We start from the raw sequence: 26,744 nt of genomic DNA, 5'->3' as shown, positions 1-26,744 counted from the left end.
AAGCACTTGTCTAGGTTTGGACGGTAGCTCCGTTATTAGCTTGATTCTATTAGAGTCACTGAGGCAAGAATCTTTCTTGCAAAGAAGGGTGGTACCGCGAAGTCTTTCGTCCCTTCAGCACATAGCTGAAGTGTGGGCGAAAGACTTTTTTATTTATATACGCATTTCAAAAGGAGGTTTGTAGAAACGATGTCTTCAAAAACGGAAGAGAAAATGGCAACCGGTGCACAGTTATTGTTACATGCGCTTAGAAAGGAAAAGGTAGAAGTCATTTTTGGCTATCCAGGAGGAGCTGTCTTGCCTCTATATGATGCGCTTTATGATTGTGAAATTCCTCATATTTTAACTCGGCATGAGCAAGGAGCGATCCATGCAGCAGAAGGGTATGCAAGAATTACTGGAAAGCCTGGTGTTGTAATTGCTACAAGCGGGCCGGGAGCGACAAATGTCATTACTGGTTTAGCGGATGCGATGATGGATTCTTTACCGCTTGTCGTATTTACTGGTCAAGTTGCAACAACGTTCATAGGGAGTGACGCCTTTCAAGAAGCGGATGTTATCGGACTTACGATGCCTGTTACAAAGCATAATTATCAAGTGCGAAATGTTTCAGATTTACCAAGAATTATAAAAGAAGCATTTCATATTGCCGCAACAGGTAGACCAGGTCCGGTCGTCATTGATCTTCCGAAAAATATGGTTGTAGAAACGGGAGAGCGATGTAGCGATGCCCTGATGGATTTACCTGGATACCAGCCGAATTATCGTCCAAATCAATTGCAAATAACAAAACTGCTGCAAGCAATTGAAACGGCAAAGAAACCACTTATTTTAGCGGGTGCTGGTGTACTGCATGCAAAAGCGGCAAATGAATTAACCGCATTTGCTCGTATGTATCATCTTCCGGTTGTTCATACATTGCTTGGTCTTGGAGGATTTCCAGCGGATGATACATTGTTTTTAGGGATGGGGGGCATGCACGGTTCTTACACAGCAAATATGGCTTTGTATGAATGCGATTTATTAATAAATATAGGGGCTCGTTTTGATGATCGTCTGACGGGAAATTTAACGTACTTTGCAAAGGAAGCAACGGTAGCCCATATTGATATTGATCCTGCAGAGATTGGAAAGAACGTCGTGACAGAAATTCCAATTGTAGCAAGTGCTAAGCATGCTTTAGAAGCATTGCTGGCATGTAAAGGAGAGAAACAAAATCATAAAGAATGGCTACAACTTCTGCGAAGAAGAAAGAATCGCTATCCGTTTTGTTATGAAGACGATTCACAAATATTAAAGCCGCAAGCTGCAATCCAGATGCTTTATGAAGTTACAAATGGAAATGCAATTATAACGACGGATGTTGGGCAGCATCAAATGTGGGCTGCGCAATATTATAAATTAAAACACCCTGACAAGTGGATTACATCAGGAGGGCTTGGAACGATGGGGTTTGGTTTGCCAGCTGCGATTGGGGCGCAAATTGCCGAGCCAAATGAACTCGTCGTAGCAATTGTAGGGGATGCGGGCTTTCAAATGACATTACAAGAATTAAGTGTTTTAAAGGAACATTGCCTCCCTGTGAAAGTACTTATTTTAAACAATGAAGCACTTGGGATGGTGCGGCAATGGCAAGATGAGTTTTATAATCAGCGTTATTCGCATTCGGAACTTTCTTGTCAACCAGACTTTGTCATGTTAGCTCATGCGTATGGAATAAAAGGGATTCGTATTGAACAGCCGTTAACAGCAAAAGAACAATTAAAAGAAGCGATGAATTTACAAGAGCCGGTGCTAATTGATTGCCGAGTTTTACAATCTGAAAAAGTTATGCCTATGGTTGCTCCGGGAAAAGGTGTTCACCAAATGGAGGGGGTGGAATAGTGAAACGGATTGTGACAGCAATAGTTCGAAATCAAAGTGGGGTTTTAAATCGAATTACAGGCGTGATGGCGAGAAGGCAATTTAATATTGAAAGTATTTCAGTAGGCCATACGGAATCGTCACATATTTCAAGGATGACATTTGTTGTTCATGTTGAAAATATTCAGCAAGTCGAACAGCTTATTAAACAACTTCATAAACAAATTGATGTATTAAAAGTATCTGATATTACAGAAGAAGCAATGATTGCAAGAGAGCTGGCGCTCATTAAAGTGTCTACGTCAATTGCTTCTAGATCTGAATTGTATAGTTTAATTGAACCATTCCGCGCTGCTGTTATAGATGTTGGAAAGGATTCCATTGTCGTTCAAGTAACAGGAACGCAAGAAAAAGTAGAAGCGCTTATTGAGTTGTTGCGTCCATACGGTTTAAAAGAAATTGCAAGAACAGGGGTAACAGCCTTTACAAGAAGTATGAAAAAACAAGATAAACAACAAGTAATGTTAATTCATTAATTTTTAAATATAGGAGGAGAAAGAAAATGGTAAAAGTTTATTATGAAAAGGATGTAACAGTAAATGTGTTAAAAGGAAAGAAAGTAGCAATTGTTGGGTATGGATCTCAAGGTCATGCTCATGCACAAAATTTACGCGATAACGGTTTTGATGTTGTTGTAGGTCTTCGTCAAGGAAAGTCTTGGGAAAGGGCAAAAGAAGATGGATTCTCTGTATACAAGGTTGCTAAAGCTACAAAATTAGCAGATGTTGTAATGGTATTGCTTCCAGATGAACAACAGCCGGAAGTGTATGAAACAGAAATTGCACCGAATTTGCAAGAAGGAAATGCACTTGTGTTTGCTCATGGGTTTAACGTTCATTTTAATCAAATTACACCACCGGAAGATGTAGATGTATTTCTTGTAGCACCAAAAGGACCGGGGCATCTTGTACGCCGAACATTTGTAGAAGGTGCAGCCGTGCCGGCATTATTTGCGGTTTATCAAGATGCAACAGGAACAGCGTATGAAAAAGCATTATCGTATGCAGATGGAATCGGAGCGACTCGCGCCGGTGTACTCCAAACGACATTTAAAGAAGAAACAGAAACAGATTTATTTGGAGAGCAAGCAGTACTTTGCGGAGGGGCAACTGCTCTTGTGAAGGCAGGTTTTGAAACATTAGTAGAAGCTGGTTATCAACCGGAACTTGCCTATTTTGAATGTTTACATGAACTGAAGCTTATTGTCGATCTTATGTATGAAGGCGGGTTAGAAAATATGCGCTATTCAGTTTCGGACACAGCGCAGTGGGGGGATTTCGTATCGGGGCCGCGCATTGTAACAGAGCATACGAAACAAGCAATGCAAGAAGTATTAAAAGATATTCAAGATGGGACGTTTGCTAGAGGATGGATTGCGGAACATAAAGCAGGAAGACAAAAATTCCATGCAATGAATGCAGAGGAGAATGAGCATCAAATTGAAGTGGTCGGACGTAAATTACGTGAGATGATGCCATTTGTGAAGCCGAGAGTGAAAATGGAGGTTAAGTAATATGAAGAAAATTTTGTTCATGGATACGACGCTTCGCGATGGGGAGCAATCTCCTGGAGTAAATTTAAATGAACAAGAAAAATTACAAATTGCACGGCAGTTAGAGCGGCTTGGAATTCACGTGATGGAGGCGGGTTTTGCATCCGCTTCTGAAGGTGATTTCCGGTCGGTGAAACGTATTGCTGGAACCATTCAAAATGCTTCTGTTATGAGTTTGGCCCGTGCAAAGGAAAGTGATATTCATACTGCATATGAAGCGTTAAAAGAAGGTGTATCTCCTCGGTTACATGTATTTCTCGCAACGAGTGATATTCATATGAAATATAAGCTCCGTATGTCAAAGGATGAAGTGTTAGATACAATTTATCGTTCAGTAAAACTTGGGAAATCATTATTTCCAGCGGTGCAGTTTTCTGCAGAAGATGCAACGCGAACAACTCCTTCTTTTTTAGCGGAAGCTGTAGAAGTTGCGATCGGCGCCGGCGCGGATGTAATTAACATTCCTGATACAGTAGGATATACAAATCCAGAAGAATATTATTCTCTTTTCCGATATTTACAAGAGCATGTTCTATCTTATGAGAAAGCTATTTTCTCCTGTCATTGTCACGATGATCTTGGCATGGCAGTAGCCAACTCATTAGCGGCAATTGAAGGCGGTGCACTTCAAGTAGAAGGAACAATTAATGGTATTGGAGAACGCGCTGGTAATGCCGCTCTCGAAGAAGTTGCAGTTGCACTTCATATTCGAAACGATTACTACGGAGCGTCATCTTTCATGCAATTAAAAGAAATTAAAAGGGCGAGTACACTTGTAAGTCGTTTAACAGGCATGATTGTTCCAAAAAATAAAGCAATTGTTGGTGCAAATGCGTTTGCCCATGAATCTGGTATTCATCAAGATGGGGTTTTAAAAGAAGCATCTACTTACGAAATTATTTCACCTTCTCTTGTAGGGGAAGAACAAAATAAATTTGTACTTGGAAAACATTCTGGACGCCATGCCTTTACAGAAAAAATGAAAGAGTTAGGCTATGATTTTACAGAGGAAGAGCGAGACTTAGCGTTCCATGCTTTTAAACGGTTAGCTGATCGAAAAAAAGAAATTACAGAAGAAGATTTAAGGGCGCTTGTATTAGGAGAAACTGCGTTTGCTAAGCAACAGTACAATATTAAGCAATTGCAAGTTCATTTTGTATCAAGCAGCATTCAAAGTGCAACCGTCTGTTTAGAAGATGCTGATGGTAATGTATTGGAAGATGCTGCGACGGGAGCCGGGAGCATTGAAGCCATTTATAATGCAATTCAAAGAATTCTTCATTTGCAATGTGAGCTTGCTGACTATCGTATTCAGTCGATTACACAAGGACAAGATGCGTTAGCTCATGTTCATGTTGAATTGAAAGAAGATGGGTATCAAGTTTCGGGTTTTGGCGTAGCGCAAGATGTACTAGAAGCTTCGGCCCGTGCTTACGTATATGCAGCTGGGAAATTAAAAGCATTACGATCACTTACAAAATCGTAAAGGAGTGCTTGAAGATGGAAAAACGAATCGTTTGTTTAGCTGGTGATGGAGTTGGGACAGAAATTATGTCTAGTGCAAAGCAAGTGCTAGAGATGGTAGAAAGGTTATACGGTCATGATTTTTATTTGCAAGATGAATTGTTCGGAGGAGCAGCAATTGATGTATGTGGTCAGCCGCTTCCGCCCCGCACATTAACAGCGTGTTTGGCAAGTGATGCAGTATTACTAGGTGCAGTTGGAGGACCGCACTGGGATTATGCAAAAGAACGTCCTGAACAAGGACTTCTTACACTGCGAAAAGGGTTAGGAGTTTTTGCAAACGTTCGCCCGGTTTCTGTAGAAGAAGCAACAGCGCACTTATCACCGCTAAAAACAGCGGAGCAAGTTGATTTTGTTGTCGTTCGCGAATTAACAGGTGGAATCTATTTTTCATTTCCGAAAGAACGGACAGAGGAAGTGGCAACGGATACACTTACTTATCATCGACGTGAAGTAGAACGAATTGTTTCCTATGCATTTCAATTAGCGAAAAAACGTCGCAAAAAAGTAACTTCTATTGATAAGGCAAATGTTTTAGAATCTAGTAAACTATGGCGACAAGTAACAGAAGAAGTAGCAGCTCGCTATCCAGAGGTAGAGTTAGAACATTTATTAGTAGATGCTGCCGCAATGGAACTCATTCGTAATCCAAGACGATTTGATGTTATCGTCACAGAAAATTTATTTGGCGATATTTTAAGTGATGAAGCATCTGTGTTAGCAGGTTCATTAGGAATGTTACCGTCTGCAAGTCATGCGGAAAATGGTCCATCTCTTTATGAGCCAATTCATGGATCAGCGCCAGATATTGCTGGGAAAAATAAAGTAAATCCAATCGCTATGCTTCGCTCAGTCGCAATGATGCTTGGACAATCATTTGGGTTAAGAAAAGAGGGAGAAGCAATTGAAGAAGCCATTTCTACAGTACTTCGTTCTGGAAAATGTACTGCAGATTTAGGCGGGAATGAAACGACAACTTCGTTTACAAAGTATGTATTACAAGCGATGGAAGAGCAGGCACTAGTGGGGAGATGGCGATAATGGGGAAAACGCTGTTAGATAAACTATGGGAACGACATGTTGTAGCAACAGATGAGAATGGACTCGATTTATTATATATTGATCTTCATCTTGTTCATGAAGTAACATCGCCGCAAGCCTTTGAGGGCTTGCGGCTTGCAAATCGAACTGTGCGGCGTCCAGATTTGACATTTGCGACAATGGATCATAATGTACCGACAAAGGATGTGTGGAATATTACAGATGAAATCGCAAAACAACAGATGGATACGCTTCGTCATAATTGTGAGCAATTCCGTGTACGATTAGCGGATATGGGAGATGAAGCGCAAGGAATTGTGCATGTGATTGGGCCGGAACTTGGATTAACACAACCGGGAAAAACAATTGTGTGCGGTGATAGTCATACAGCGACACATGGAGCGTTTGGTGCGCTGGCGTTTGGGATTGGTACAAGTGAGGTTGAACATGTATTAGCGACCCAAACTTTATGGCAACAAAAGCCGAAAGCGATGGGAATAGAATTAAATGGAACATTGCCAAAGGGTGTATATGCAAAAGATATTATTTTACATTTACTCGCCACATACGGTGTTTCTGTTGGGACAGGACATGTAATGGAGTTCTATGGAGATGCTGTACAAGAAATGACAATGGAAGAGCGAATGACGCTTTGTAACATGGCGATTGAAGGGGGAGCAAAAGCAGGTATGATCGCTCCGGATGAAACGACGTTTGCTTATGTAAAGGGGCGCCAATATGCCCCGAAAGAGTTTGAACAAGCAGTCGAAAAATGGCGTGAATTATACACGGATGAAGATGCGGTGTATGACATGGTTCTTACAGTTGATGTGAAAAATTTGGCGCCGTATGTAACGTGGGGTACCAATCCAGGAATGGGGCTTCGCATTGATGAGGTACTCCCGCCAGCAAACGATAAAAATGATGAACGTGCCTATGCATATATGGGTCTTCAAGCAGGAGGGCGCGTAATGGATATTCCAATCCAACACGTGTTTATTGGTTCTTGTACAAATTCCTGGTTGTCTGATTTAGAAATTGCTGCTGCGGTTGTGAGAGGGAGGAAGGTGAAAAATGGCGTGCGAGCTCTTGTTGTCCCAGGATCAAAACAAGTGAGAGATGCAGCAATGAAAAAAGGATTACACCTTATTTTTGAAGAAGCGGGATTTGAATGGCGAGAACCTGGGTGTTCAATGTGTCTTGGTATGAATCCAGATCAAGTGCCAGAAGGTGAACATTGTGCTTCTACTTCAAACCGGAATTTTGAAGGAAGACAAGGAAAAGGTGCAAGAACACATCTCGTTAGCCCGGCTATGGCTGCAGCCGCAGCAATTCATGGTTATTTTGTTGATGTGAGAAAGGAGAACTACGATGAAGCCATTTCATATTCATAAAGGGAAAGTTGCGGTGTTGATGCATGATAATATTGATACCGATCAAATCATTCCGAAGCAGTATTTAAAGCGCATTGAAAGGACAGGATTTGGAGAGTTTTTATTTGATGAATGGCGTTATTTAAATAACCGTCAAGAAAACTATGCGTTTCCGTTGAACGCTCCTGAGCGAAAAGGAGCTACGATTTTAATTACAGGAGAAAACTTCGGTTGCGGATCTTCTAGAGAACATGCCCCGTGGGCCCTTGCAGATTACGGATTTCGAGCTATTATTGCAGGAAGTTTTGCGGATATTTTTTATATGAATTGTACAAAAAATGGAATTCTTCCGATTGTAATGGAAAAGGAAATTCGTAAGCAGCTTGCATCTATGGATCCACAGATGATGATAGAAATAGATTTAGAGAATGAAGTAATAATAACTCCTGAGGACCGTTTTTCTTTTTCTATTGAACGCATGTGGAAAGAAAAGTTGTTAAGAGGTTTAGATGATATTGGGGTTACACTTCAATACGAACAGGAAATTGTAGAATATGAAATGAAACAAATGTAGAAAGTAAAGAATATTCTTTACTTTTTGTTTTATTGGGAGTATACTGACTTAAAACTAAGAGGAGAAAGGGAGTAATGACAATGTTTACTTTCCAATCAGTCATTTTATTTACACAACATCATCATACATAAACCCTTGAACCTAGCGTGAAAAAACGTGTAGGTACAAGGGTTATTCCTGTTGTACCTACATTCTCCAAAGAGCTATGTAGGTATTTTTATCTACATAGCTCTTTTTTCGTTTTCTAAGCGCTATGTTGTGAATGTATGAGTAATGGTGAAGACGGAATTGGAACAAATCATTCATGTAAATTTTGTTAGGAGATTCTCGCATCAAGTGTGCTATACAGATAGCTGAATAGTAAGTGGGAGTGGTTCAAGAATTTAATAGGGGACATATAAAAGAAGGATATTAAATATGCTATCTTTGTAGATTTTTTATATACATGTGTCAAGAAAGTAGAGGTGTGACGATGAAAAAATGGAAACGAGCCAATCCAAATGGAACAAGAGATTTTTTGTTTCAAGAATGTACATTAATGGAGGAGACTGAGCAAAGGTTAAGACGTACATTTATTGAGAGAGGGTACGAAGAAATACGGACACCCATGATTGAATTTTATGATGTGTTTGCGTTTCAAAATCGTCCGATTGACGAGGAGAAGATGTATAAGTTTTTTGATTCTGAGGGGCGCATCCTCGTTCTTAGACCTGATATGACAATTCCACTAGCTCGTGTAATCGGAACAAAAAGAATGGAAGCTCCTTTGAAATTAACCTATAGTGGAAATGTTTTTAGGGCAAATGAATCTTTATCAGGAAAATATAATGAAATTACACAAACTGGAATTGAGATTATCGGTATCGATAATATACGCGCTGAAATTGAGTGTATTGTAAGCACAATTGTCGCCTTGCAATCAGTTGGTATTCAATCCTTTAAAATTGAAATTGGTCAAGTGGAACTCTATAAATCTATCGTGAAAAAGTTATCTTTACGAGAAGAAGATGAATATACATTGCGAGAATATATTGAAAGTAAAAATTATGCTGCTTTGTCCCATTTTCTACAAGAAAAGCGGTTAGATATGCAAGATGAAACAGTTCAATTATTACAAAAGTTACCTCGTTTATTCGGTGGATTAGAAGTGATTGAAGAAGCTGAAAAGCTTGCTGTGAGTAAAGAGATGAAGCGAGCCATTGCGCGGATCAAAAATATATATGAAAACATGGAACGTCTTGGGTATGGTGGGTATATTTCTATTGATTTGGGGATGATTCAACATCTTCATTATTATACGGGTGTAATCTTTCGGGGATATATATGTGATATTGGAGAAGAGATTGTCAGCGGTGGGAGATATGATGAACTCATTGGAAATTTTGGCGAGTCTCTATCTGCAGTAGGATTAGCAGTACAAGTAAATCAAATTGTACGAACTTTACAAGAACGGAAGGAAACTTCATATCAAAAACAAATAGATGCGCTCATATATTATTCGTTAGATATGATTTCAGAAGCAGAGAAATTATGTACTTTATTTAGGAAAGATGGTGTAAAAGCAGAACTGTCCATGTTAGAAAATTTACAAGATACATTTCGATTTGCAAGAACGCTCGATGTAAAAACGGTAATTGATGTATCAGGCGATACTTTAACCCAGTATGTTTGGAAAGGGAAATGGATTATGCAAAAAAAAGGAGAATCCTCATGCGTAACATTCAAATTGCGTTAACGAAAGGAAGACTAGAAAAACATGTAATTCCATTGTTTGAACGAATTGGTATTGATTGCAAAGAACTAAAAGATAAAGGAAGGAAGCTCGTATTTCGAAGTAAGAACTCAAACATTTCATTTATTCTTGTAAAGGCAGTGGACGTCGTAACATATGTCGAGCATGGTATAGCGGATATGGGTGTTGTTGGGAAAGATATTTTACTTGAATATGAGAATGATGTATATGAAATGGTTGATTTAGAGGTAGGTTGTTGTAAAATTTGCGTTGCTTCCACTTTGTCGTATCGCCCAAACGGTTATAACAAAAAGAGAATTGCAACAAAGTATCCGAATATTACTTCTGCATATTTTCGTAAGAAGGGAGAAGATGTAGAGATTATTAAAATAGAAGGTTCTGTTGAGATTGCTCCTTTGTTAGGATTAGCAGATGCAATCATCGATATTGTAGAAACAGGACAAACGCTGAAAGAAAACGGGTTACTTGTATTTGAAGAAGTTTGTGATATTTCAGCACGTCTAATTGTAAACAAAGCATCTTTAAAAATGAAAAAAGACGGAATATTCAATATTATAAACAGAATAGAGAGTGTTGTAGCAGAAAAGAAATAAAAGGGAGAGGAAATATGGAAATTATATATGAGGATTATTCTAATATTTTATGTAAGGTAAAACGGCTAAGAGAACAAGCCAATATAATAGAAGAAACGATTCAACAAGATGTGAAGAAAATCGTTGTAAGTGTAAAGGAAAAAAAAGATGAAGCACTTTTTTCGTATACAAAGGCTTTTGACGGAGTAGAGTTGACTCAATTGCAAGTCTCGGGAGAAGAACTGGAATTAGCATATAAACGTGTTGAACCAGCATTTTTAGCAGCATTGCAAGAAGCAAAGAATAACATCATTTCATACCACGAAAAGCAAAAAAGACAGGCATTTATTGATACAGAGGAAGGGATTATTCGAGGGCAGGTTGTTAGGCCTCTGCAAACTGTTGGCGTGTATGTACCAGGGGGAACGGCAGCGTATCCATCATCGGTTCTAATGAATGTTTTGCCAGCAAAAATTGTGGGCGTTAATAAAATTGTCATGGTAACGCCGCCGAATCGTGAAGGAGTAGACCCACATATTTTAGCAGCGGCAAAAGTTGCCGGGGTTGATGAGGTGTATACAGTAGGGGGAGCACAAGCAATTGCTGCGTTAGCATACGGAACGGAATCGATTCCGCGTGTTGATAAGATTGTAGGACCAGGAAATATATATGTTGCATTAGCGAAGCGAGAAGTATTCGGTTCCGTTCATATCGATATGATTGCTGGTCCGTCTGAAATTGTTGTTATTGCTGATGAAACGGGAAATGCGGCATATATTGCAGCTGATTTATTATCACAAGCAGAACATGACAGACGAGCAACTGCTATTTGTATTACGACTTGTTTGAGATTAGCGCAGGAAGTGAAGCAAGAAATAGAAAAACAATTGATGAATCTACCAAGAAGTGAAATAGCTCGTGAATCCATTAACAGAAACGGAGCAATTCTTGTCATAGAGTCGTTAGAACAAGCGTTTCAGCTCTCAAATGAAATAGCTCCGGAACATTTAGAACTGCATATAAAAGAACCAATGACAGCTCTTTCGTATATTCAACATGCAGGCTCTATATTTTTAGGTCCGTATGCGCCGGAGCCATTAGGTGACTATATGGCAGGTCCGAATCATGTGTTACCAACGAGCGGAACAGCAAGGTTCTTTTCTCCATTATCTGTTGATGATTTTATAAAAAAATCGAGTTTTTTATTTTATACAAAAGAGGCTCTTGGAAAGGTGAAACATCATATTATCAATCTAGCAGAAAAAGAAGGATTGCAAGCTCATGCAAGAGCAATTGAGATTCGGTTTAAGGGAGGGGAAGAGTAATGCGTGCTGCAAAACAAATGAGAAGTACAACGGAAACAAAAATTTCTGTAACACTGCAATTAGATGGTAATCAAGAAGTTTCAATTCAAACAGGGGTTGGTTTTTTTGATCATATGTTGACTTTATTTGCAAAGCATGGTCGTTTTGGATTACAAATTGAAGCTGATGGTGATGTGTATGTTGATGCCCATCATACAGTAGAAGATGTTGGGATTGTTCTTGGGAATTGTTTGAAAGATGCACTTGGTGATAAAGCGGGAATTAATCGCTACGGTACGGCTTATGTACCAATGGACGAAGCATTAGGATTTGTTGCAGTTGATATAAGCGGAAGATCGTATCTCGTATTTCATGGTGAATTTCCAAATCCAAAGCTTGGTGACTTTGATACAGAGTTAGCAGAAGAATTTTTTCGTGCAGTTGCTCATGCGGCGAATATAACATTACATGCACGTGTTTTATATGGAAGCAACACGCATCACAAAATTGAAGCACTCTTTAAAGCATTTGGACGTGCACTGCGAGATGCCACCGAGAAAAATGAAAAAATTATCGGGGTAAATTCTACGAAAGGGCTGTTGTAACTTGATTGCAATTGTAGATTATGGAATGGGCAATATCCGGAGTGTTGAGCAAGCATTAAGGCATATTGGAGCTGCGTATATTGTAACAGATGAAGCAGAAGAAATTGTAAATAGCAATGGTATTATTTTGCCAGGAGTCGGTGCATTTCCAAGAGCGATGCGTTCTTTAGAAGAAAAAGGGCTTGTTTCTGTTTTACAAAAGGTGGCTTATGCAGGAAAACCGCTGCTTGGAATTTGTTTAGGCATGCAGCTTTTATTTGAGGAAAGTGAAGAGATTGAAAGAACGAAAGGATTAGGTTTGCTTCCAGGAAGAGTAAGGAAATTAAATGTGCCATATAAAATTCCACATATGGGATGGAATCAGTTACAAAAGAAAACGGAGCATCCTTTATGGAATGAAATAGAAGAAGAGCCCTTCGTTTATTATGTTCATTCTTATTATGTACAATGTCCAATTGAAGTTGTAGTTGGGGGGAGTGAGTACGGTGTTTTCGTACCAGGTCTTGTTGCAAGAGAAAATGTATTCGGAGCTCAGTTTCACCCTGAAAAAAGTGGGGGAATAGGAATTCAAATATTAAGAAATTTTAAGGAGGTTATAGAGGGATGAAAATATTCCCAGCTATCGATTTAAAAAATGGTCGTTGTGTTCGTTTATATCAAGGGAAATTTCAACAAGAAACAGTCATGAATGAAAACCCTGTTGCACAGGCATTGTTATTTGAACAACTTGGTGCACGTGCATTGCACATTGTCGATTTGGACGGTGCAGTTGCTGGTCGTTCAGAGAATCTTTCTGTCATTGAAGATATTTGCAAGGCATTGCGGATTCCAGTGCAAGTTGGAGGAGGGATGCGTTCGATTGCGGCGATTGAAACGCTTTTATTAGTTGGAGTGATGAAAGTAATTCTTGGAACGGCAGCACTGTATGATCGTACATTTCTAGAAGAGGCAGTTCGTTTATACGGAGATAAAATTATTGTTGGAATTGATGCGAAAAATGGATATGTAGCAACGCGAGGATGGCTAGATGTATCTGAAACGCCTTATGTACAATTAGCAAAGGAAATGGAGGAAGTAGGTGTACAGACACTTATTTTTACTGACATTTCTAAAGATGGAACGCTTGCAGGTCCAAATTTTGAACAATTGCAAAAATTACAAAGTGAGGTTTCACTTCAAATTGTTGCTTCTGGTGGTGTGAGTTCTCTTGCTGATGTTGAGAAGTTACAGGATATGAACTTATATGGCGTGATTATAGGGAAAGCATTATATGATAAAAAAGTTATGCTAGAAGAAGCATTGCAGGTGACAGGGGCATGTTAACGAAGCGAATTATTCCTTGTTTAGATGTGAAAAATGGCCGCGTTGTAAAAGGAGTCAATTTTGTAGGATTACAAGATGTTGGAAATCCTGTTGCAATCGCTGCTGCATACAACGAAGCAGGTGCGGATGAGCTTGTATTTTTAGATATTACGGCAACGTACGAAGATAGGAAAACAATGATTGATGTCGTAGAGCGCACAGCAAATCAAGTATTTATTCCTCTTACAGTTGGAGGTGGGATTTCCACTGTTCAAGATATGTATGGATTACTTCGGGCAGGGGCAGATAAGATTTCATTAAATTCAGCAGCAGTGCAAAGACCGGCATTAATCCAAGAAGGAGCAGAGCAATTTGGCTCTCAATGTCTAGTTGTTGCAATTGATGCCAGAAAGAGTGGAGAAAACAAATGGAATGTATATGTAAATGGAGGCCGCATTGATACAGAAATGGATGTAGTCGAATGGGCAAAGCGCGTGGAATGCTTAGGGGCAGGTGAATTACTGTTAACAAGTATGGATGCAGATGGAACAAAAGATGGCTATGATTTATTTTTAACAGAAACAGTTTCAAAAGCGGTTGGTATTCCGGTGATTGCTTCGGGGGGATGTGGATCAATTGAACATATTGCAGAAGTTTTTCAGCGAACATCGGCAAATGCTGCGTTAGCAGCTTCGATTTTTCATTACGGCGAAGCAACGATTCGAGAAACGAAACAAAAGTTGCAAAAAGCGCAAATTGAGGTGAGATTGTGAAACCAGATTTTACAAAAGGCTTATTGCCGGCCGTTGTGATTGAAGAAGGTACAAAAGACGTATTGATGTTAGCCTATATGAATGAAGAAGCGTATGAAAAAACAGTAGAGACAAAAATGACGTGGTTTTATTCACGTTCACGAAGAATTTTGTGGAATAAGGGGGAAACATCAGGACATATTCAGCGCGTTAAATCACTATATTTAGATTGTGATCAAGATTCTATTATGGTAGTTGTTCAGCAAGCAGGTGTAGCGTGTCATACAGGAGAAAAGTCGTGTTTTTATAATAAGGTGTTATAGGAGGGAGAAGGAAATGAACGATGTGTTGCAACAGTTATATGGAACGATTGAGCGGCGAAAAGAAAATCCGGTTTCTGAGTCGTATACAAATTACTTATTTACAAAAGGAGAAGACAAAATATTAAAGAAATTAGGGGAAGAATGTACGGAAGTTATCATTGCGTCGAAAAATAATAAGAAAGATGAGCTTATAAAAGAAGTTACTGATCTTACGTATCATTGCTTAGTGTTACTTGTAGAAAAAAATGTTTCATTACAGGAGATAACAGAAGAATTACAAAAACGGCAAGGGCAATTATCAAGAGTGGGTGAACGAAAAGACATTGATGCCTTATAGGAGGGGAGAAAAATGAGAGTAGATTATCACCTTCACTTAGAAGAAGGACCGTATTCTATGCGGTGGTTATCTCGCACAAATGAAGCGCTTGAGTATTTTGCGCCGATTGAAGAAGAAAAGCATTCGATGAAATGGATATTGAAGGCAGGGGAACGTTTACAAAAGCGTGTAAAGGCAGGGGCATTTTCACCGGAATGGATTGATTTATACTTGGAGGAAGCTGTGCGTAAAGGCTTGCAAGAAGTTGGCATTGTTGATCACTTATATCGTTTCTATGAAGCGAAGGAATACTATGAACGCTACGTCGATATTCGTAATACAGAACTGGGGCGGCTGCAAAAAGAATGGTTAGATCAAGTGAGGATGGAATCGATTATAAACTTTACAAGCGCAATTGAAGATGCGAAAGAAAGATGGAGAAAACGAGGCGTGACGTTACGACTTGGGCTAGAAGCAGATTATTTCATCGGCGGGGAAGAAGAACTGACAAAGTTATTAACATTAGGAAATTGGGATTATGTTATTGGTTCTGTTCATTTTATTAATGGATGGGGATTTGATAATCCGGATACAGACGATTATTTTAGACAACATAATTTGCATGTGTTATATCAGACATTTTTTCAAACGTTAGAAAAAGCAATACGTTCTGGCTTATTTGATATTGTTGCGCATTTAGATAACATAAAAGTGTTTAACTATCGCATAGATGAAAATGAGCAATTACCATATTACGAAAAAATTGCTAAAGCTTTGATTGAAACGAATACAGCTACGGAAGTGAATGCTGGATTATATTATCGATATCCTGTAAGAGAAATGTGTCCGAGCCCCTTGTTTTTACAGCGCTTAGTACAATATGGTGTTCCGATTACAATTTCTTCGGATGCGCATTTCCCAAATGATTTAGGTAGTTATGTACAAGAAAATATAGAAACACTTCGAAATTATGGTGTGACGCATGTTGCAACATTTGAAAAAAGAATCCGGAACATGAAACCGCTCGAATATGTAGAAGAGAATGTTTTGTGATAAAGTGAAACTTCCATCAGTAGGGGGAGGGTTTATTCCCTACTGATGGAAAGCCCGCTCAATCGGGCTTACTGCCCGCGAATAGCGGGATGAAAATCTCCTTTTTTGTTTACACTAACGTTGAACAAAAAAGGAGGATTTTCTTATGGCGAAACAACAATATAAAGATACTGGGAAGTTAACGAATGAGAGCAATGCCTTGCAAAAAGATCAATCAGAGCAAGCGATTATACAAGAACAAATTAGTGATACAGTAGCAGAAGGAACAATTGATGTGAAGTTAGGACAAGGAAGAGATAAATAAAGTGAAACATGGCAAAAAGGCTGAATGTATTCAGCCTTTTTGCCATGTTTTTGTAAAGAAAGGTGATAAAAATATATGAATACAAATTGAAAAAAGGATATAAAAATCCTCCTTTGTTTTAGATGGGCGAGAGGATTTGGCCATGCATAGAAACGGTCAAGGCCTTTTTCTGCCACGTACGATGATAAAGCAAAGAGAAAAAACGAGTGCTTGTCATCTTTTGTTCCACATAACCGCAACGTATATGTAGAACAATTAAAACGAATTTATATAGTTTAATCAAATTCCTTGTTTTTTTTCGACGGAATTTTTTACAATAATATTGAATGGGCATATTTTTATCCCGCTATTTTGGGGCAGTAATACTCCCACCTCAAAATTCAGCGAAAGCATTGTCCAGCTCCAGTGGCTAGAATGTTCGGTGGCTTCGCTTCTTCCTACGAGGTAAAAAAACCCTCTACGTCAGAAGCTCCATCCCCCTCACATTCTGAACGAGCCACTTCCGCTTTTCTTAAGAAGTTAGGTGGGAGATAAACTGCTGGCATGCGCCCGATTGGTGAGGGCTAATAATCAGCGGGGGATGAAGAAAACCCCCACTGATTAAAGTTTTACTTTATCCAAAGATGATGAGGTTTTACTGTGCGTAAAAAAGAAAGGATGCTTAAACATGGCGAAAATTTTAATAGCAGGAAAAATTCCAGAAATCGGACTACAGTTGTTACGAGATCATGAAGTGGAAATGTATGATAAAGAAGAATTGATTGACACAGAAGAGCTAGTAGCACGTGTAAAAGATAAAGATGTATTATTAAGCTTGCTTTCAACAAAAGTTCCGAAAGAAGTCATCGATGCAGCACCGTATTTGAAAATTATTGCAAACTACGGTGCTGGATATGACAATATTGATTATAAATATGCGGTGGAAAAGGACATAGCGGTTACGAATACACCAAAAGTTTCAACAGAGGCAACAGCAGAGCTAACATTTGCAATTCTGTTAGCGGCAGCGCGCCGTATTCCAGAAGGAGATACACTATGTCGTACAGTTGGTTTTAATGGCTGGGCACCGCTCTTTTTCTTAGGGCGTGAAGTATACGGCAAAACGATTGGCATTATTGGCCTTGGAGAAATCGGAAAAGCGGTAGCCAAGCGAGCAAATGCCTTTGGGATGAACATTGTGTATACAGGGCCAAGTCGTAAATATAGGGCGGAGCAAGAATTAGGGGCAACATATGTAACGCTGGAAGAACTATTACAAACAGCGGATTTTGTTACCATTAACTGTGCTTATAATCCGAAGTTGCATCACATGATTGATGAGGAACAGTTTAGACTAATGAAGAAAACAGCTTATATTATTAATGCGGCACGTGGTCCGATTATGAACGAAGAGGCGCTTGCATTTGCATTAGAAACAAAGGAAATTGAAGGAGCAGCTCTTGATGTCTTTGAATTTGAACCGAAAATTACAGAGAGATTAAAAGAATTAACAAATGTTGTGTTAACACCGCATATTGGAAACGCAACGATTGAGACGCGTGATGCAATGGCAGAAATGGCAGTACGCAATATTTTAGCGGTATTAGAAGGAAATGAACCGTTGACTCCAGTGTATAAAAAAGAACTTGTGACGAAATAACAAAGAATCCTTCCTTATGATAGGAAGGATTCTTTGTTTATTCTTTGTTTGCTCGCTTTTTTTGTGATGGGCGTTGTCTAAGAAATTGAGATAACATATACAAAATATAAAGCGGAATAGCGATGAATAAAAACACTGAAATATTACCGAAGCTCGTTTTATACATCGTATAAATGATTCCAATTAAAAAGAGTGTCACAATAATACTATATTTTGGAATCGGTACATCTTTCATACTTGGAATACGAATGCGACTAACCATAAGAAAAGCGAATGTCACGAATACTGTAATAAGTACGATTTTTGGAATCGTATGTGAAAATAAAGTAAGGAAGGCAACAAGACCACCTGCAGCTGTAATTGGTACACCAGTAAAGTATTTCATTGATGTTGATGATGGTGTAACATTGAAGCGAGCTAATCTGTATGCTCCAAATAGAGGGAAGAGTCCTGCTATGTATAATCCGATAATACCGTAATTAGAGAAGGATGTGTAATACATCAATACAGCGGGTGCAGCACCAAATGTAACAACGTCTGCTAATGAATCAAGTTCTTTTCCGAGCTGTGAATCGACGCGAAGTAGGCGTGCAATCCTTCCATCAAGGCTATCTAGCATCATTCCGATTAAAACTAAAATTGCCGCTGATTTGTAGTATCCTAATGAAGCATAGCCGATGGATAGAAATCCACTATATAAATTTCCGAGCGTAAATAGGTTTGGAATGGCTGCTCTGTACAAAATCTGATCCCTTGCTTTCTATTATAGATTCTTGATTAGTTTATGAAAGTTTATCTTTTTTATCATAACATAAATTTCCTATAATCGTCGAAAAAATTCTTCGTTTTGAGAAAGATTTCAGCGTATTTTTTATTTGTTGTAAGTCTGAAAGTAATAACTGTAATTGCTTTTTAATTTGTTTCATTCAAAGCTATCGTATTATATGTATGTTGTTTTTTATTTGGATTTATATGTATATAGAAAATAACCCTCGAATCGTTATCGTTCGAAGGTTATTTTCTTATTCAAATTTCGTTATCATCGTACCAGTCTTATATCGATTATGTGAATCAAATCGTAATAAATCACCGTAAATGAGTTTATCAGAGTAATTTAACTCTGTTTTTGCCTTTTCGATATATGGTTGACACATAGTAATATCAGTCGGTTCACCAGTTTTTTTGTTGTAGCATACATTTTTTGTATACAGATAATCATTTGTTACGAAGCTTCCGTCACGCATAACCATAAGTGGTTCATCATTTGTTTCAAATAAATCTGTACCAAATTCAATAGAATGGTTTGTTTTTATACCGAGTAAATGTAGAAGTGTTGGTTTCACATCAATTTGTCCAGAAACTTTTGAAATGACTTGTCCTTTTTGACCAGGAATGTGAATGATGAGCGGTACTCTTTGTAGCTGCATCGTATCAAAAGGAGTAAGTGTCTCTTTTCCTAAAAATTGGGCCATAGCTGCATTATGGTTTTCAGAAATACCATAATGATCTCCGTAAATAATGATAATCGAATTATCGTATAATCCTTCTTTTTTTAATTGTTCAATAAAATATTTTATTGCTTCATCTGTATAACGTACAGTTGGAAAATAACGATTTACAACGCCGCTTTCTGAATTAAATTCATTAACGAATTGATCTTCCGGTTGCAGCAAAAATGGAAAATGGTTTGTTAATGTAATGAATTTCGTATAGAACGGTTGTGGTAAGGATTTTAATTTTGGAATAGATTGTTCGAAAAATTCTTTATCTTTTAATCCCCAACCAACAGACATTTGTTCTGCATTTGTATAGTCTTGCAAATTGAAATAGCGATCATATCCGAGTGCAGGATACACCAAATTGCGATTCCAAAATGTTTTATCATTTGAATGAAATACAGCAGAGTAATATCCATGTTTTTTGAGTTGTTCTGGTGTAGCTGTATATTCATTATTAGCATGTGTAAAGAAAACAGAGCCGCGATCAAGCGGATATAAAGAATTCTCGATAATAAATTCGGCGTCTGATGTTTTCCCTTGCCCTGTTTGATGATAAAAGTTATTGAAATAATAGCTTTCTTTAATGAAGTCATTTAAAAATGGTGTAATTTCTTTTCCATTTATTTTTTGATTGATGACAAAACTTTGCGTAGATTCCATTGAGATTAAAATAACATTTTTTCCTTTTGCTACGCCAAATAAATCTTTATTTGCTTGTCTATCTTTTGTTTTCACATAGTTATCAATTTCAGAAAAGCTATCACCACTTGCGAAGGCACGCTGGGCCGAGGATTTCGATTGCAGCGCAATATCATAAATATGATATGTATATAAGCCAAGATTTTTCACAACTGTTTGGCGATCAAATGAATGTGAAAAGAGTTGTGGTTTATAAATAACTGAGATAACCATTTGCAAGGCTAATGCTGCTGTTACACCACTAAAAAAGGTTTGTTTTTCTTTTCTCGATAGAGGAGTTGTGTCACAAAAACTAGGGAATTTCCGAGATAATATGGCTAAAATAATGGTATCTGCAAATAAAAGAAGTGTTTTATATGTAAATAGTTCTTTTATACTCGTTCCTAAATCAGCCATGTTATTTGTTTGAAATAATACCGGGAATGTTACAAAGTCATTGTAAAATCCATAAAACATGGCGTTGCCAAATAAAATAAATGATAACACCATACTAATACTTATAATGATACGATTTCGATGTTTTGTTGCTAATAAAGCGAAACCGAAAAATAATAATAATGAAGCTAACGGATTAAAGAACAACATGATTTGTTCGAAAGCGTTATTGATCTTCATATCAAAAGCTAATTTGTATACAATATATGTTTTGATCCATAATAGGACGACTGCTATGAGAGCGAATCGTACTTTTGGAAACAAGTGTTGCATCATATTGGGTTCCTCCTACTACCTACAAGTAACCGTTCGTTTCTGTATATAACCGGTTACATATCTCTATGTTTTTTTACTATGTGTACTATTATATAAAAACATAGTGAATTTGTGGATGCTTTTCTCATAATTGGGTAGAAAAAGGGAAGCTGGATAAAATAATGTCATCGATAGAAAAGTGGAGGAGTACTATGAAGAAAATATGTTGTTTTATAGTGAGCTGCTTCATTTTACTTGGAAATCCAGCTCCTTTTTTGGCTGAACATGAACCGTTATTATTAGAAGATGCACTTTATTCGGTGCTATTTCCGAGAATAAATGAAGCGATTCAAAAGTATTATGGAAAACAAAAGCCATATGAATGTCCGACAATCGTTAGCATGAAAAAAATGTACAGCGGTACATATTTGTTCCGTGCTTCTATTGAAATAATTAAATATGAGCCAGGAATAGGAGGGAAAAAACTCCCACCATTTGAAAAAGTAACAATTACCTTTGAAAATGATGATGGTGAATGGACTGTGAAGAATATAGGTGTAAAGCGCTTACCAGATAATACGAAAATAAATTGTCGTAAACCAATTTAAAAAAGTATTTGACAAATAAATTACTCATTTGCTATTGTTAATAGCAATAAAAAAGATGATTGAAAATTAAATAGACTTACCTCATCTACACTCAAGGGTAGAGGCCGCGATAATCAAAAGTAAGCTATAGGAAATAAAGTGGTATTCATGATCATAGTCTGAAAGGGATTATCGCCGAAATATATGAGTACCCACTTTATTCATATATTGGGACTGCATTAAATAAATGTAGTACTGTCATAAGTTTTTGACTTATGGAGAGCTATTTGGAGATGTTTGATGCGGTTTCTTATTTGAGAAAATAACAACAAGTTTATTTTTTCATCGTATATTCTTCTAATAAGAAACGCGTGTGAACATTGTTCCGCGCGTTTTTTTGTTTATCCCGCTATTCGTGGGCAGTAAGACCCCCACCTCAAGATTCGGAAGACGCGAAGCCACCGACTGTTCTAGCCGCTGGATCTTAAAGAAAAGCGGAAGCGGCTCGCTCAGAACAAGAGGGGGATGGAGCTTCTGACATAGAGGCGCTTTTTGCCTAGGAGGCAGAGCTAGACAAAGCTGTCGAAAAATTAAAATGGATATATAGATGTTTTTGAGAGAAAAGGGAGGAATTCACATGTATTTACACGGCACAAGCCACATTAACGAGCAAGGGCACTTAGAAATTGGAGGATGCGATGCTACTGAACTTGCAAAAACATATGGAACACCTCTTTATGTATATGATGAAGCAGCGATTCGTGAGAAATGTCGTGCATTCCATCATGCTTTTAAAGAAAGTGGGTTCTCTTATCAAGTAGCATATGCGAGCAAAGCGTTCTTGTGCATGGAAATGTGCCGATTAGCTGCTGAAGAAAATATGTCGCTTGATGTTGTGTCTAGCGGAGAGTTATATACAGCGCTGCAAGCAGGATTTCCAGCTGATCGTATCCATTTCCATGGTAATAATAAAACAGAAGAAGAGATGAGAATGGCACTAGAAGCTAACATCGGATGTTTCGTTGTAGACAATTTTTTGGAACTAGAAGTATTGCATGATTTGGCAGAAGAATACGGGAAAGTTGCAAGCGTTCTGCTTCGTGTGACTCCAGGAGTAGAAGCGCATACCCATGAATATATTACAACAGGTCAAGATGATTCCAAGTTTGGCTTTGGTATTTCAACGGGGCATGCATTACAAGCAATGAAACGTGCATTAGAAAAATCAAATTACCATGTGCTGGGAATTCATTCTCATATTGGATCGCAAATTTTTGAGACAGCAGGATTTGTTCGTGCAATTGAAGTGCTTCACAAATTTTTAGAAGTAGTGAGAAAAGAAATGGATTACGTAGCTTCTGTATTAAATGTAGGCGGTGGTTTTGGAATTCGTTATACGGAAGGAGATACACCGCTTGCTCTTGGTGAATATGTGCAAGCTGTGACAGATGCGGTGCGCGAGCAGTTTATAGCATGTGGATATCCACTTCCAGAAATTTGGGTAGAACCAGGTCGTAGTATTGTTGGTGATGCAGGAACAACTTTGTACACAGTGGGAGCGATTAAAGATATTCCAGGCATTCGTAAATATGTATCAGTTGATGGAGGAATGACAGATAACCTTCGACCAGCACTTTACGGAGCTCGTTACGAAGCATTGCTAGCAAACCGAGCGAATGAATCTGCCGAAGAGGTTGTTTCAATCGCAGGGAAGTGTTGTGAAAGCGGGGATATGCTCATTTGGGATGTAGCGCTCCCTAAAGTTGTTTCTTGTGATCTCTTGGCTATCTCTTGTACAGGGGCATATGGTTATTCGATGGCGAATAATTACAATCGGATCCGTCGACCAGCAGTTGTGTTTGCGGAAAATGGAAAATCTCATGTTGTTGTTGAGAGGGAATCGTATGAAAATATTATCGGGAACGATCGCATACGTGTAAAGGAATTTGTGTAAAGTGAAACTTCCATCAGTGTGGGGGGGCATCCCCCACTGATGGAAAGCCTACCCAACCTTGCACATGCCAGCAGTGATCCCTCACCTATCTTCTTTAGAAAAGCGGAAGTGGCTCCCTCAATCTTGAGGCTGGGGATCTTACTGCCCACGAATAGCGGGATAAATACGTTCTTGTTTAGTTGAAGAAGGAGTTTTTAGGTGAATAACTCCTTCTTCTTTTAAAAAATATAAATTTTATCGGAAAACTAGGATTGAAAAAATTCAGAATTGTGATAAAATACGGATATAATTACATTCTTATCAAGAGCGGCGGAGGGAACTGGCCCAAAGAAGCCCGGCAACCTACTTTATAAAAGTAAGGTGCTACTTCCAGCAAAATGGAATCCATTTTGGAAGATAAGGTAGATACGTTACCGGAACAGTCTTTTCGAAATGGGAAAGGTTTTTTTTATGAAAAAAAAGGGGGGCTGTTCGTGGGGATACGCGGACAATTTGAAGAAGTAGCAAGTAAGATTCAAGCGATGCTTACTGATATGAAATATGGTTCAATTACAATTGTTGTACAAGATGGTAAAGTGATTCAGCTTGAAAAAAGTGAAAAAGTACGTTTGAAATAAGCATGCTGACTAGAAAAACTAGAGGCGGCTTTAATCTATTTTTATTAGATTAAGGCCGCCTTTTTGTATGAGTTTTATCCCGCTATTCGTGGGCAGTAATACTCCCACCTCAAAATTCAGCGAAAGCAAAGAAGTTAGGTGGGAGATAAACTGCCCGTAAAAGCCCGATTGGTTCAACTAATAATCAGTGGGGGATGAACAAAATCCCCACTGATTAAAGTTTCACTTTATGAAGGAGGTAGGGCGATGTTAACGTATGAAACATGGAAAGATCATTTTGTTTCATTTTCAGAAGATGATGAAACGAAAGGTGCTTTAGCAGCGGTGCGCTGGGCCTATGAACATTATAGGCAGGATATTGTGTATGCATGCAGCTTTGGGATAGAAGGAATGGTATTATTGCATTTAATTAACCAAGTAAATCCATCTGCAAAGGTTGTATTTTTAGATACAAATGTTCATTTTCAAGAAACGTACGATTTAATTAAAAAAGTACGAGAACGATTTCCTAAGTTGAATATTATTGAAAAGCAACCAAAACTTACACTTGAAGAACAGGCAAAAGAGCATGGCGATAAATTATGGGAACATAACCCAAACCTTTGTTGTCAATTAAGAAAGATTAAGCCGTTAGAAGAAGTGCTAACAGGTAGGAAAGCATGGATATCTGGTTTGAGAAGAGAGCAGTCTGAAACGCGAAAAAATACGCAGTTTGTTAATCAAGATCATCGTTTTCAATCTGTTAAAATTTGTCCACTTATTCATTGGACTTGGAAAGAAGTGTGGCGTTACGTATACAAGCATAATTTACCATACAATCCACTTCATGATATTGGGTATCCAAGCATCGGATGTGAAACATGCACAGTACAGGTGCAAGAAGGCGGCGATTTGAGAGATGGACGGTGGGTTGGAAAGACAAAAACGGAATGTGGTCTTCATTATCAATAAAGGCTGATAAAAAGGGAGAAGAAGAGAATGAGTGAAACAAAAACATTGGTGAATCGAATTGATACAACATATGAAACTGCACATATTGTAAAGGAAATTGAGTTAGACACAATTGCATTAAGTGATTTAGAACTTATTGCTACCGGTGGATATAGCCCGCTTACTGGTTTTTTAGGGGAAAGTGACTATGTGTCAGTAGTGGAGGAAATGAGATTAACAGATGGAGAGGTATGGAGTATTCCAATTACATTGCCTATAACAGAAGAAAAAGCGAAAGAATTACAAGAAGGAGAAGAAGTTAGGCTCGTAAAAGATGGGGTGACTTATGGTGTGATTCAAGTTGAAGAGATGTACACGCCTAACAAAGAAAAAGAGGCATTCCTTGTCTATAAAACGGTAGAAGACAAACATCCGGGTGTTAAGAAATTATATGATCGTCCTAATGTATATGTAGGAGGGCCAATTACGCTTGTGAAACGAATTGAAAAAGAAAAATTTGCCGCTTATTATTTAGATCCAAGTGAAACGCGAGCAGAGTTTCAACGGCGTGGCTGGAAAACAATCGTTGGCTTTCAGACAAGAAATCCGGTTCATCGGGCACATGAATATATTCAAAAAGCAGCTCTTGAAATAGTTGATGGCTTATTTTTAAATCCGCTCGTTGGTGAAACGAAGTCAGATGATATTCCAGCTGATGTTCGCATGGAAAGTTACGAAGTACTTCTTGAAAACTACTATCCAAATAACCGTGTCTTTTTAGCGGTATTTCCAGCGGCAATGCGATACGCAGGGCCGCGTGAAGCAATTTTTCACGCACTTGTCAGAAAAAACTTTGGATGTACGCATTTTATTGTTGGTCGTGATCACGCTGGAGTTGGAAATTATTATGGCACGTATGAAGCGCAGGAGATTTTCAACGATTTTACAGTAGAAGAGTTAGGGATTACGCCTCTCTTTTTTGAACATAGTTTTTATTGTGCGAAATGTGAGGGGATGGCATCAACAAAAACATGTCCACATGGAAAAGAAGCGCATGTCATTTTATCAGGCACAAAGGTAAGAGAACTTTTACGAAATGGAGAACTACCACCAAGTACGTTTAGTCGTAAAGAAGTAGTAGAGGTCCTAATTCGTGGTTTGCAAAAAGAAGTTGTGACAAAGTAAGGGGAGAAAATAGATGGGAACAAATATTACTTGGCATGCAGCATCTGTTTCAAAAGAAGAACGCCGAAAACAAAATAAGAATCATAGTTTTGTTCTATGGTTTACAGGTTTATCAGCTTCTGGGAAGTCCACAGTAGCCAATGCAGTAGCTCGCAAATTATTTGAGAAGAATATCGGTAATTATGTATTAGACGGAGATAATATTCGTCATGGGCTAAATAAAGATTTAGGATTTTCCGAAGAGGACCGTACAGAAAATATTCGGCGCATCGGTGAAGTGGCAAAACTATTTGTTGATAATGGGAGCATTGTACTAACAGCATTTATTTCACCATTTCGAGAAGATCGTCAGCAAGTACGTGACATAGTGGAACAAGATGAGTTTGTTGAAGTATTTGTAAAGTGTCCGATTGAAGAATGTGAAAAGCGTGATCCAAAAGGGTTGTATAAAAAGGCAAGAAGCGGAGAGATTAAGCAATTTACGGGAATCGACTCTCCGTATGAAGAGCCAATTCAAGCTGAGATTATTGTGGAAACACACCGCCATTCTACCAAAGAATGTGCACAGCAAATTATTGCTTATTTGCAAAAACGAAGCTTTATCCCGCATTAAAGGGCAGTAAGACCCCCACCTCAAGATTAATAGAAGATTAAAGAAGATAGGTGGGGGATA

General features: G+C 38.4%; 27 protein-coding genes, 2 riboswitches and 1 other annotated feature (1 of these 30 cut by a window edge). Of the genes, 25 read left to right on the top strand and 2 right to left on the bottom strand.

Annotated features, from left to right (window positions below):
- Window positions 1–117: a binding site (T-box leader), on the top strand; it begins 111 nt to the left of the window's first position.
- Window positions 118–189: 72 nt separating this feature from the next.
- The 19 genes from ilvB (at window position 190) to ACIGHG_RS00920 (ending at window position 17,910) form a co-directional block, all read left to right on the top strand.
- The gene (gene ilvB, locus ACIGHG_RS01010) at window positions 190–1,884 is read left to right on the top strand and encodes an acetolactate synthase large subunit (RefSeq protein ID WP_336471545.1); all 1,695 of its coding nucleotides are present in this window, start codon (window positions 190–192) and stop codon (window positions 1,882–1,884) included.
- A complete protein-coding gene (ilvN, locus tag ACIGHG_RS01005) occupies window positions 1,884–2,399 on the top strand; it encodes an acetolactate synthase small subunit (protein WP_336471546.1) in 516 nt (171 codons plus the stop codon). Before ilvB ends, ilvN begins: the two co-directional genes overlap by 1 nt.
- Before the next feature lie 26 nt (window positions 2,400–2,425).
- On the top strand, window positions 2,426–3,436 hold the full coding sequence (gene ilvC / locus ACIGHG_RS01000) for a ketol-acid reductoisomerase (RefSeq protein ID WP_396546739.1): 1,011 nt from the start codon (window positions 2,426–2,428) through the stop codon (window positions 3,434–3,436).
- A gap of 1 nt (window position 3,437) precedes the next feature.
- Entirely contained in the window at window positions 3,438–4,961 is a 1,524-nt protein-coding gene (locus tag ACIGHG_RS00995) for a 2-isopropylmalate synthase (RefSeq protein ID WP_396546737.1), read from the top strand.
- A gap of 14 nt (window positions 4,962–4,975) precedes the next feature.
- On the top strand, window positions 4,976–6,040 hold the full coding sequence (leuB, locus tag ACIGHG_RS00990; protein WP_090915384.1) for a 3-isopropylmalate dehydrogenase: 1,065 nt from the start codon (window positions 4,976–4,978) through the stop codon (window positions 6,038–6,040).
- Complete coding sequence (gene leuC / locus ACIGHG_RS00985) at window positions 6,040–7,434, top strand: 3-isopropylmalate dehydratase large subunit (protein WP_396546735.1); 1,395 nt, start codon at window positions 6,040–6,042, stop codon at window positions 7,432–7,434. Before leuB ends, leuC begins: the two co-directional genes overlap by 1 nt.
- Entirely contained in the window at window positions 7,412–7,987 is a 576-nt protein-coding gene (gene leuD / locus ACIGHG_RS00980) for a 3-isopropylmalate dehydratase small subunit (protein WP_396546733.1), read from the top strand. Before leuC ends, leuD begins: the two co-directional genes overlap by 23 nt.
- Window positions 7,988–8,459: 472 nt before the next feature.
- The gene (gene hisZ, locus ACIGHG_RS00975) at window positions 8,460–9,722 is read left to right on the top strand and encodes an ATP phosphoribosyltransferase regulatory subunit (RefSeq protein ID WP_396546731.1); all 1,263 of its coding nucleotides are present in this window, start codon (window positions 8,460–8,462) and stop codon (window positions 9,720–9,722) included.
- Window positions 9,698–10,333 carry an ATP phosphoribosyltransferase gene (gene hisG / locus ACIGHG_RS00970; RefSeq protein ID WP_396546729.1) on the top strand — a complete coding sequence of 212 codons (636 nt, stop codon included), beginning with the start codon at window positions 9,698–9,700 and terminating at the stop codon, window positions 10,331–10,333. Before hisZ ends, hisG begins: the two co-directional genes overlap by 25 nt.
- Window positions 10,334–10,347: 14 nt before the next feature.
- Window positions 10,348–11,637, top strand: a complete 1,290-nt coding sequence (hisD, locus tag ACIGHG_RS00965) for a histidinol dehydrogenase (RefSeq protein ID WP_396546727.1) — start codon at window positions 10,348–10,350, stop codon at window positions 11,635–11,637.
- Entirely contained in the window at window positions 11,637–12,221 is a 585-nt protein-coding gene (gene hisB, locus ACIGHG_RS00960) for an imidazoleglycerol-phosphate dehydratase HisB (RefSeq protein ID WP_396546725.1), read from the top strand. The genes hisD and hisB overlap by 1 nt, the downstream gene beginning before the upstream one ends.
- Before the next feature lies 1 nt (window position 12,222).
- Window positions 12,223–12,828 carry an imidazole glycerol phosphate synthase subunit HisH gene (gene hisH / locus ACIGHG_RS00955; protein ID WP_396546723.1) on the top strand — a complete coding sequence of 202 codons (606 nt, stop codon included), beginning with the start codon at window positions 12,223–12,225 and terminating at the stop codon, window positions 12,826–12,828.
- Entirely contained in the window at window positions 12,825–13,544 is a 720-nt protein-coding gene (gene hisA / locus ACIGHG_RS00950; protein WP_396546721.1) for a 1-(5-phosphoribosyl)-5-[(5-phosphoribosylamino)methylideneamino]imidazole-4-carboxamide isomerase, read from the top strand. Before hisH ends, hisA begins: the two co-directional genes overlap by 4 nt.
- Window positions 13,538–14,296, top strand: a complete 759-nt coding sequence (gene hisF, locus ACIGHG_RS00945; protein ID WP_090915400.1) for an imidazole glycerol phosphate synthase subunit HisF — start codon at window positions 13,538–13,540, stop codon at window positions 14,294–14,296. The genes hisA and hisF overlap by 7 nt, the downstream gene beginning before the upstream one ends.
- On the top strand, window positions 14,293–14,598 hold the full coding sequence (gene hisI / locus ACIGHG_RS00940) for a phosphoribosyl-AMP cyclohydrolase (RefSeq protein WP_396546718.1): 306 nt from the start codon (window positions 14,293–14,295) through the stop codon (window positions 14,596–14,598). Before hisF ends, hisI begins: the two co-directional genes overlap by 4 nt.
- A gap of 13 nt (window positions 14,599–14,611) precedes the next feature.
- Complete coding sequence (gene hisE, locus ACIGHG_RS00935; RefSeq protein WP_336471560.1) at window positions 14,612–14,935, top strand: phosphoribosyl-ATP diphosphatase; 324 nt, start codon at window positions 14,612–14,614, stop codon at window positions 14,933–14,935.
- A gap of 12 nt (window positions 14,936–14,947) precedes the next feature.
- Entirely contained in the window at window positions 14,948–15,967 is a 1,020-nt protein-coding gene (locus ACIGHG_RS00930; protein WP_396546716.1) for a histidinol phosphate phosphatase domain-containing protein, read from the top strand.
- 145 nt (window positions 15,968–16,112) lie between these two features.
- Window positions 16,113–16,271, top strand: a complete 159-nt coding sequence (locus ACIGHG_RS00925) for a DUF4025 domain-containing protein (protein WP_090915407.1) — start codon at window positions 16,113–16,115, stop codon at window positions 16,269–16,271.
- A 667-nt stretch (window positions 16,272–16,938) separates the two neighbouring features.
- Entirely contained in the window at window positions 16,939–17,910 is a 972-nt protein-coding gene (locus tag ACIGHG_RS00920; RefSeq protein ID WP_396546714.1) for an NAD(P)-dependent oxidoreductase, read from the top strand.
- Between the two features lie 37 nt (window positions 17,911–17,947).
- On the opposite strand, the gene pssA is transcribed toward ACIGHG_RS00920, so the two are convergent.
- Complete coding sequence (gene pssA, locus ACIGHG_RS00915) at window positions 17,948–18,652, bottom strand: CDP-diacylglycerol--serine O-phosphatidyltransferase (protein WP_090915410.1); 705 nt, start codon at window positions 18,650–18,652, stop codon at window positions 17,948–17,950.
- A gap of 280 nt (window positions 18,653–18,932) precedes the next feature.
- Window positions 18,933–20,819, bottom strand: coding sequence for an LTA synthase family protein (locus ACIGHG_RS00910; RefSeq protein ID WP_396546712.1), 1,887 nt, complete (start codon window positions 20,817–20,819; stop codon window positions 18,933–18,935).
- A gap of 191 nt (window positions 20,820–21,010) precedes the next feature.
- On the opposite strand from ACIGHG_RS00910, the gene ACIGHG_RS00905 reads away from it, so the two are divergent.
- From ACIGHG_RS00905 to cysC, 6 genes are all read left to right on the top strand, one after another.
- Complete coding sequence (locus ACIGHG_RS00905; protein WP_336471564.1) at window positions 21,011–21,406, top strand: DUF3888 domain-containing protein; 396 nt, start codon at window positions 21,011–21,013, stop codon at window positions 21,404–21,406.
- A gap of 90 nt (window positions 21,407–21,496) precedes the next feature.
- Window positions 21,497–21,679, top strand: a riboswitch (Lysine riboswitch).
- Window positions 21,680–22,022: 343 nt separating this feature from the next.
- On the top strand, window positions 22,023–23,339 hold the full coding sequence (gene lysA, locus ACIGHG_RS00900; protein ID WP_336471565.1) for a diaminopimelate decarboxylase: 1,317 nt from the start codon (window positions 22,023–22,025) through the stop codon (window positions 23,337–23,339).
- Between the two features lie 294 nt (window positions 23,340–23,633).
- Window positions 23,634–23,742: riboswitch (SAM riboswitch) on the top strand.
- Between the two features lie 70 nt (window positions 23,743–23,812).
- Complete coding sequence (locus tag ACIGHG_RS00895) at window positions 23,813–23,956, top strand: YezD family protein (RefSeq protein WP_090915417.1); 144 nt, start codon at window positions 23,813–23,815, stop codon at window positions 23,954–23,956.
- Between the two features lie 246 nt (window positions 23,957–24,202).
- Complete coding sequence (locus ACIGHG_RS00890) at window positions 24,203–24,907, top strand: phosphoadenylyl-sulfate reductase (protein ID WP_336471566.1); 705 nt, start codon at window positions 24,203–24,205, stop codon at window positions 24,905–24,907.
- 27 nt (window positions 24,908–24,934) lie between these two features.
- Entirely contained in the window at window positions 24,935–26,071 is a 1,137-nt protein-coding gene (gene sat / locus ACIGHG_RS00885) for a sulfate adenylyltransferase (protein ID WP_336471567.1), read from the top strand.
- A gap of 13 nt (window positions 26,072–26,084) precedes the next feature.
- Window positions 26,085–26,684, top strand: a complete 600-nt coding sequence (cysC, locus tag ACIGHG_RS00880) for an adenylyl-sulfate kinase (protein ID WP_336471568.1) — start codon at window positions 26,085–26,087, stop codon at window positions 26,682–26,684.
- The last annotated feature ends 60 nt before the right edge of the window (window positions 26,685–26,744 follow it).

The sequence above is a fragment of the Bacillus sp. NPDC077411 genome (genome assembly GCF_044543425.1).
Lineage (GTDB): Bacteria > Bacillota > Bacilli > Bacillales > Bacillaceae_G > Bacillus_A > Bacillus_A bruguierae.
Note: the sequence above shows the minus strand (reverse complement) of the source record. Positions and strands in the feature narration are given on the sequence as shown.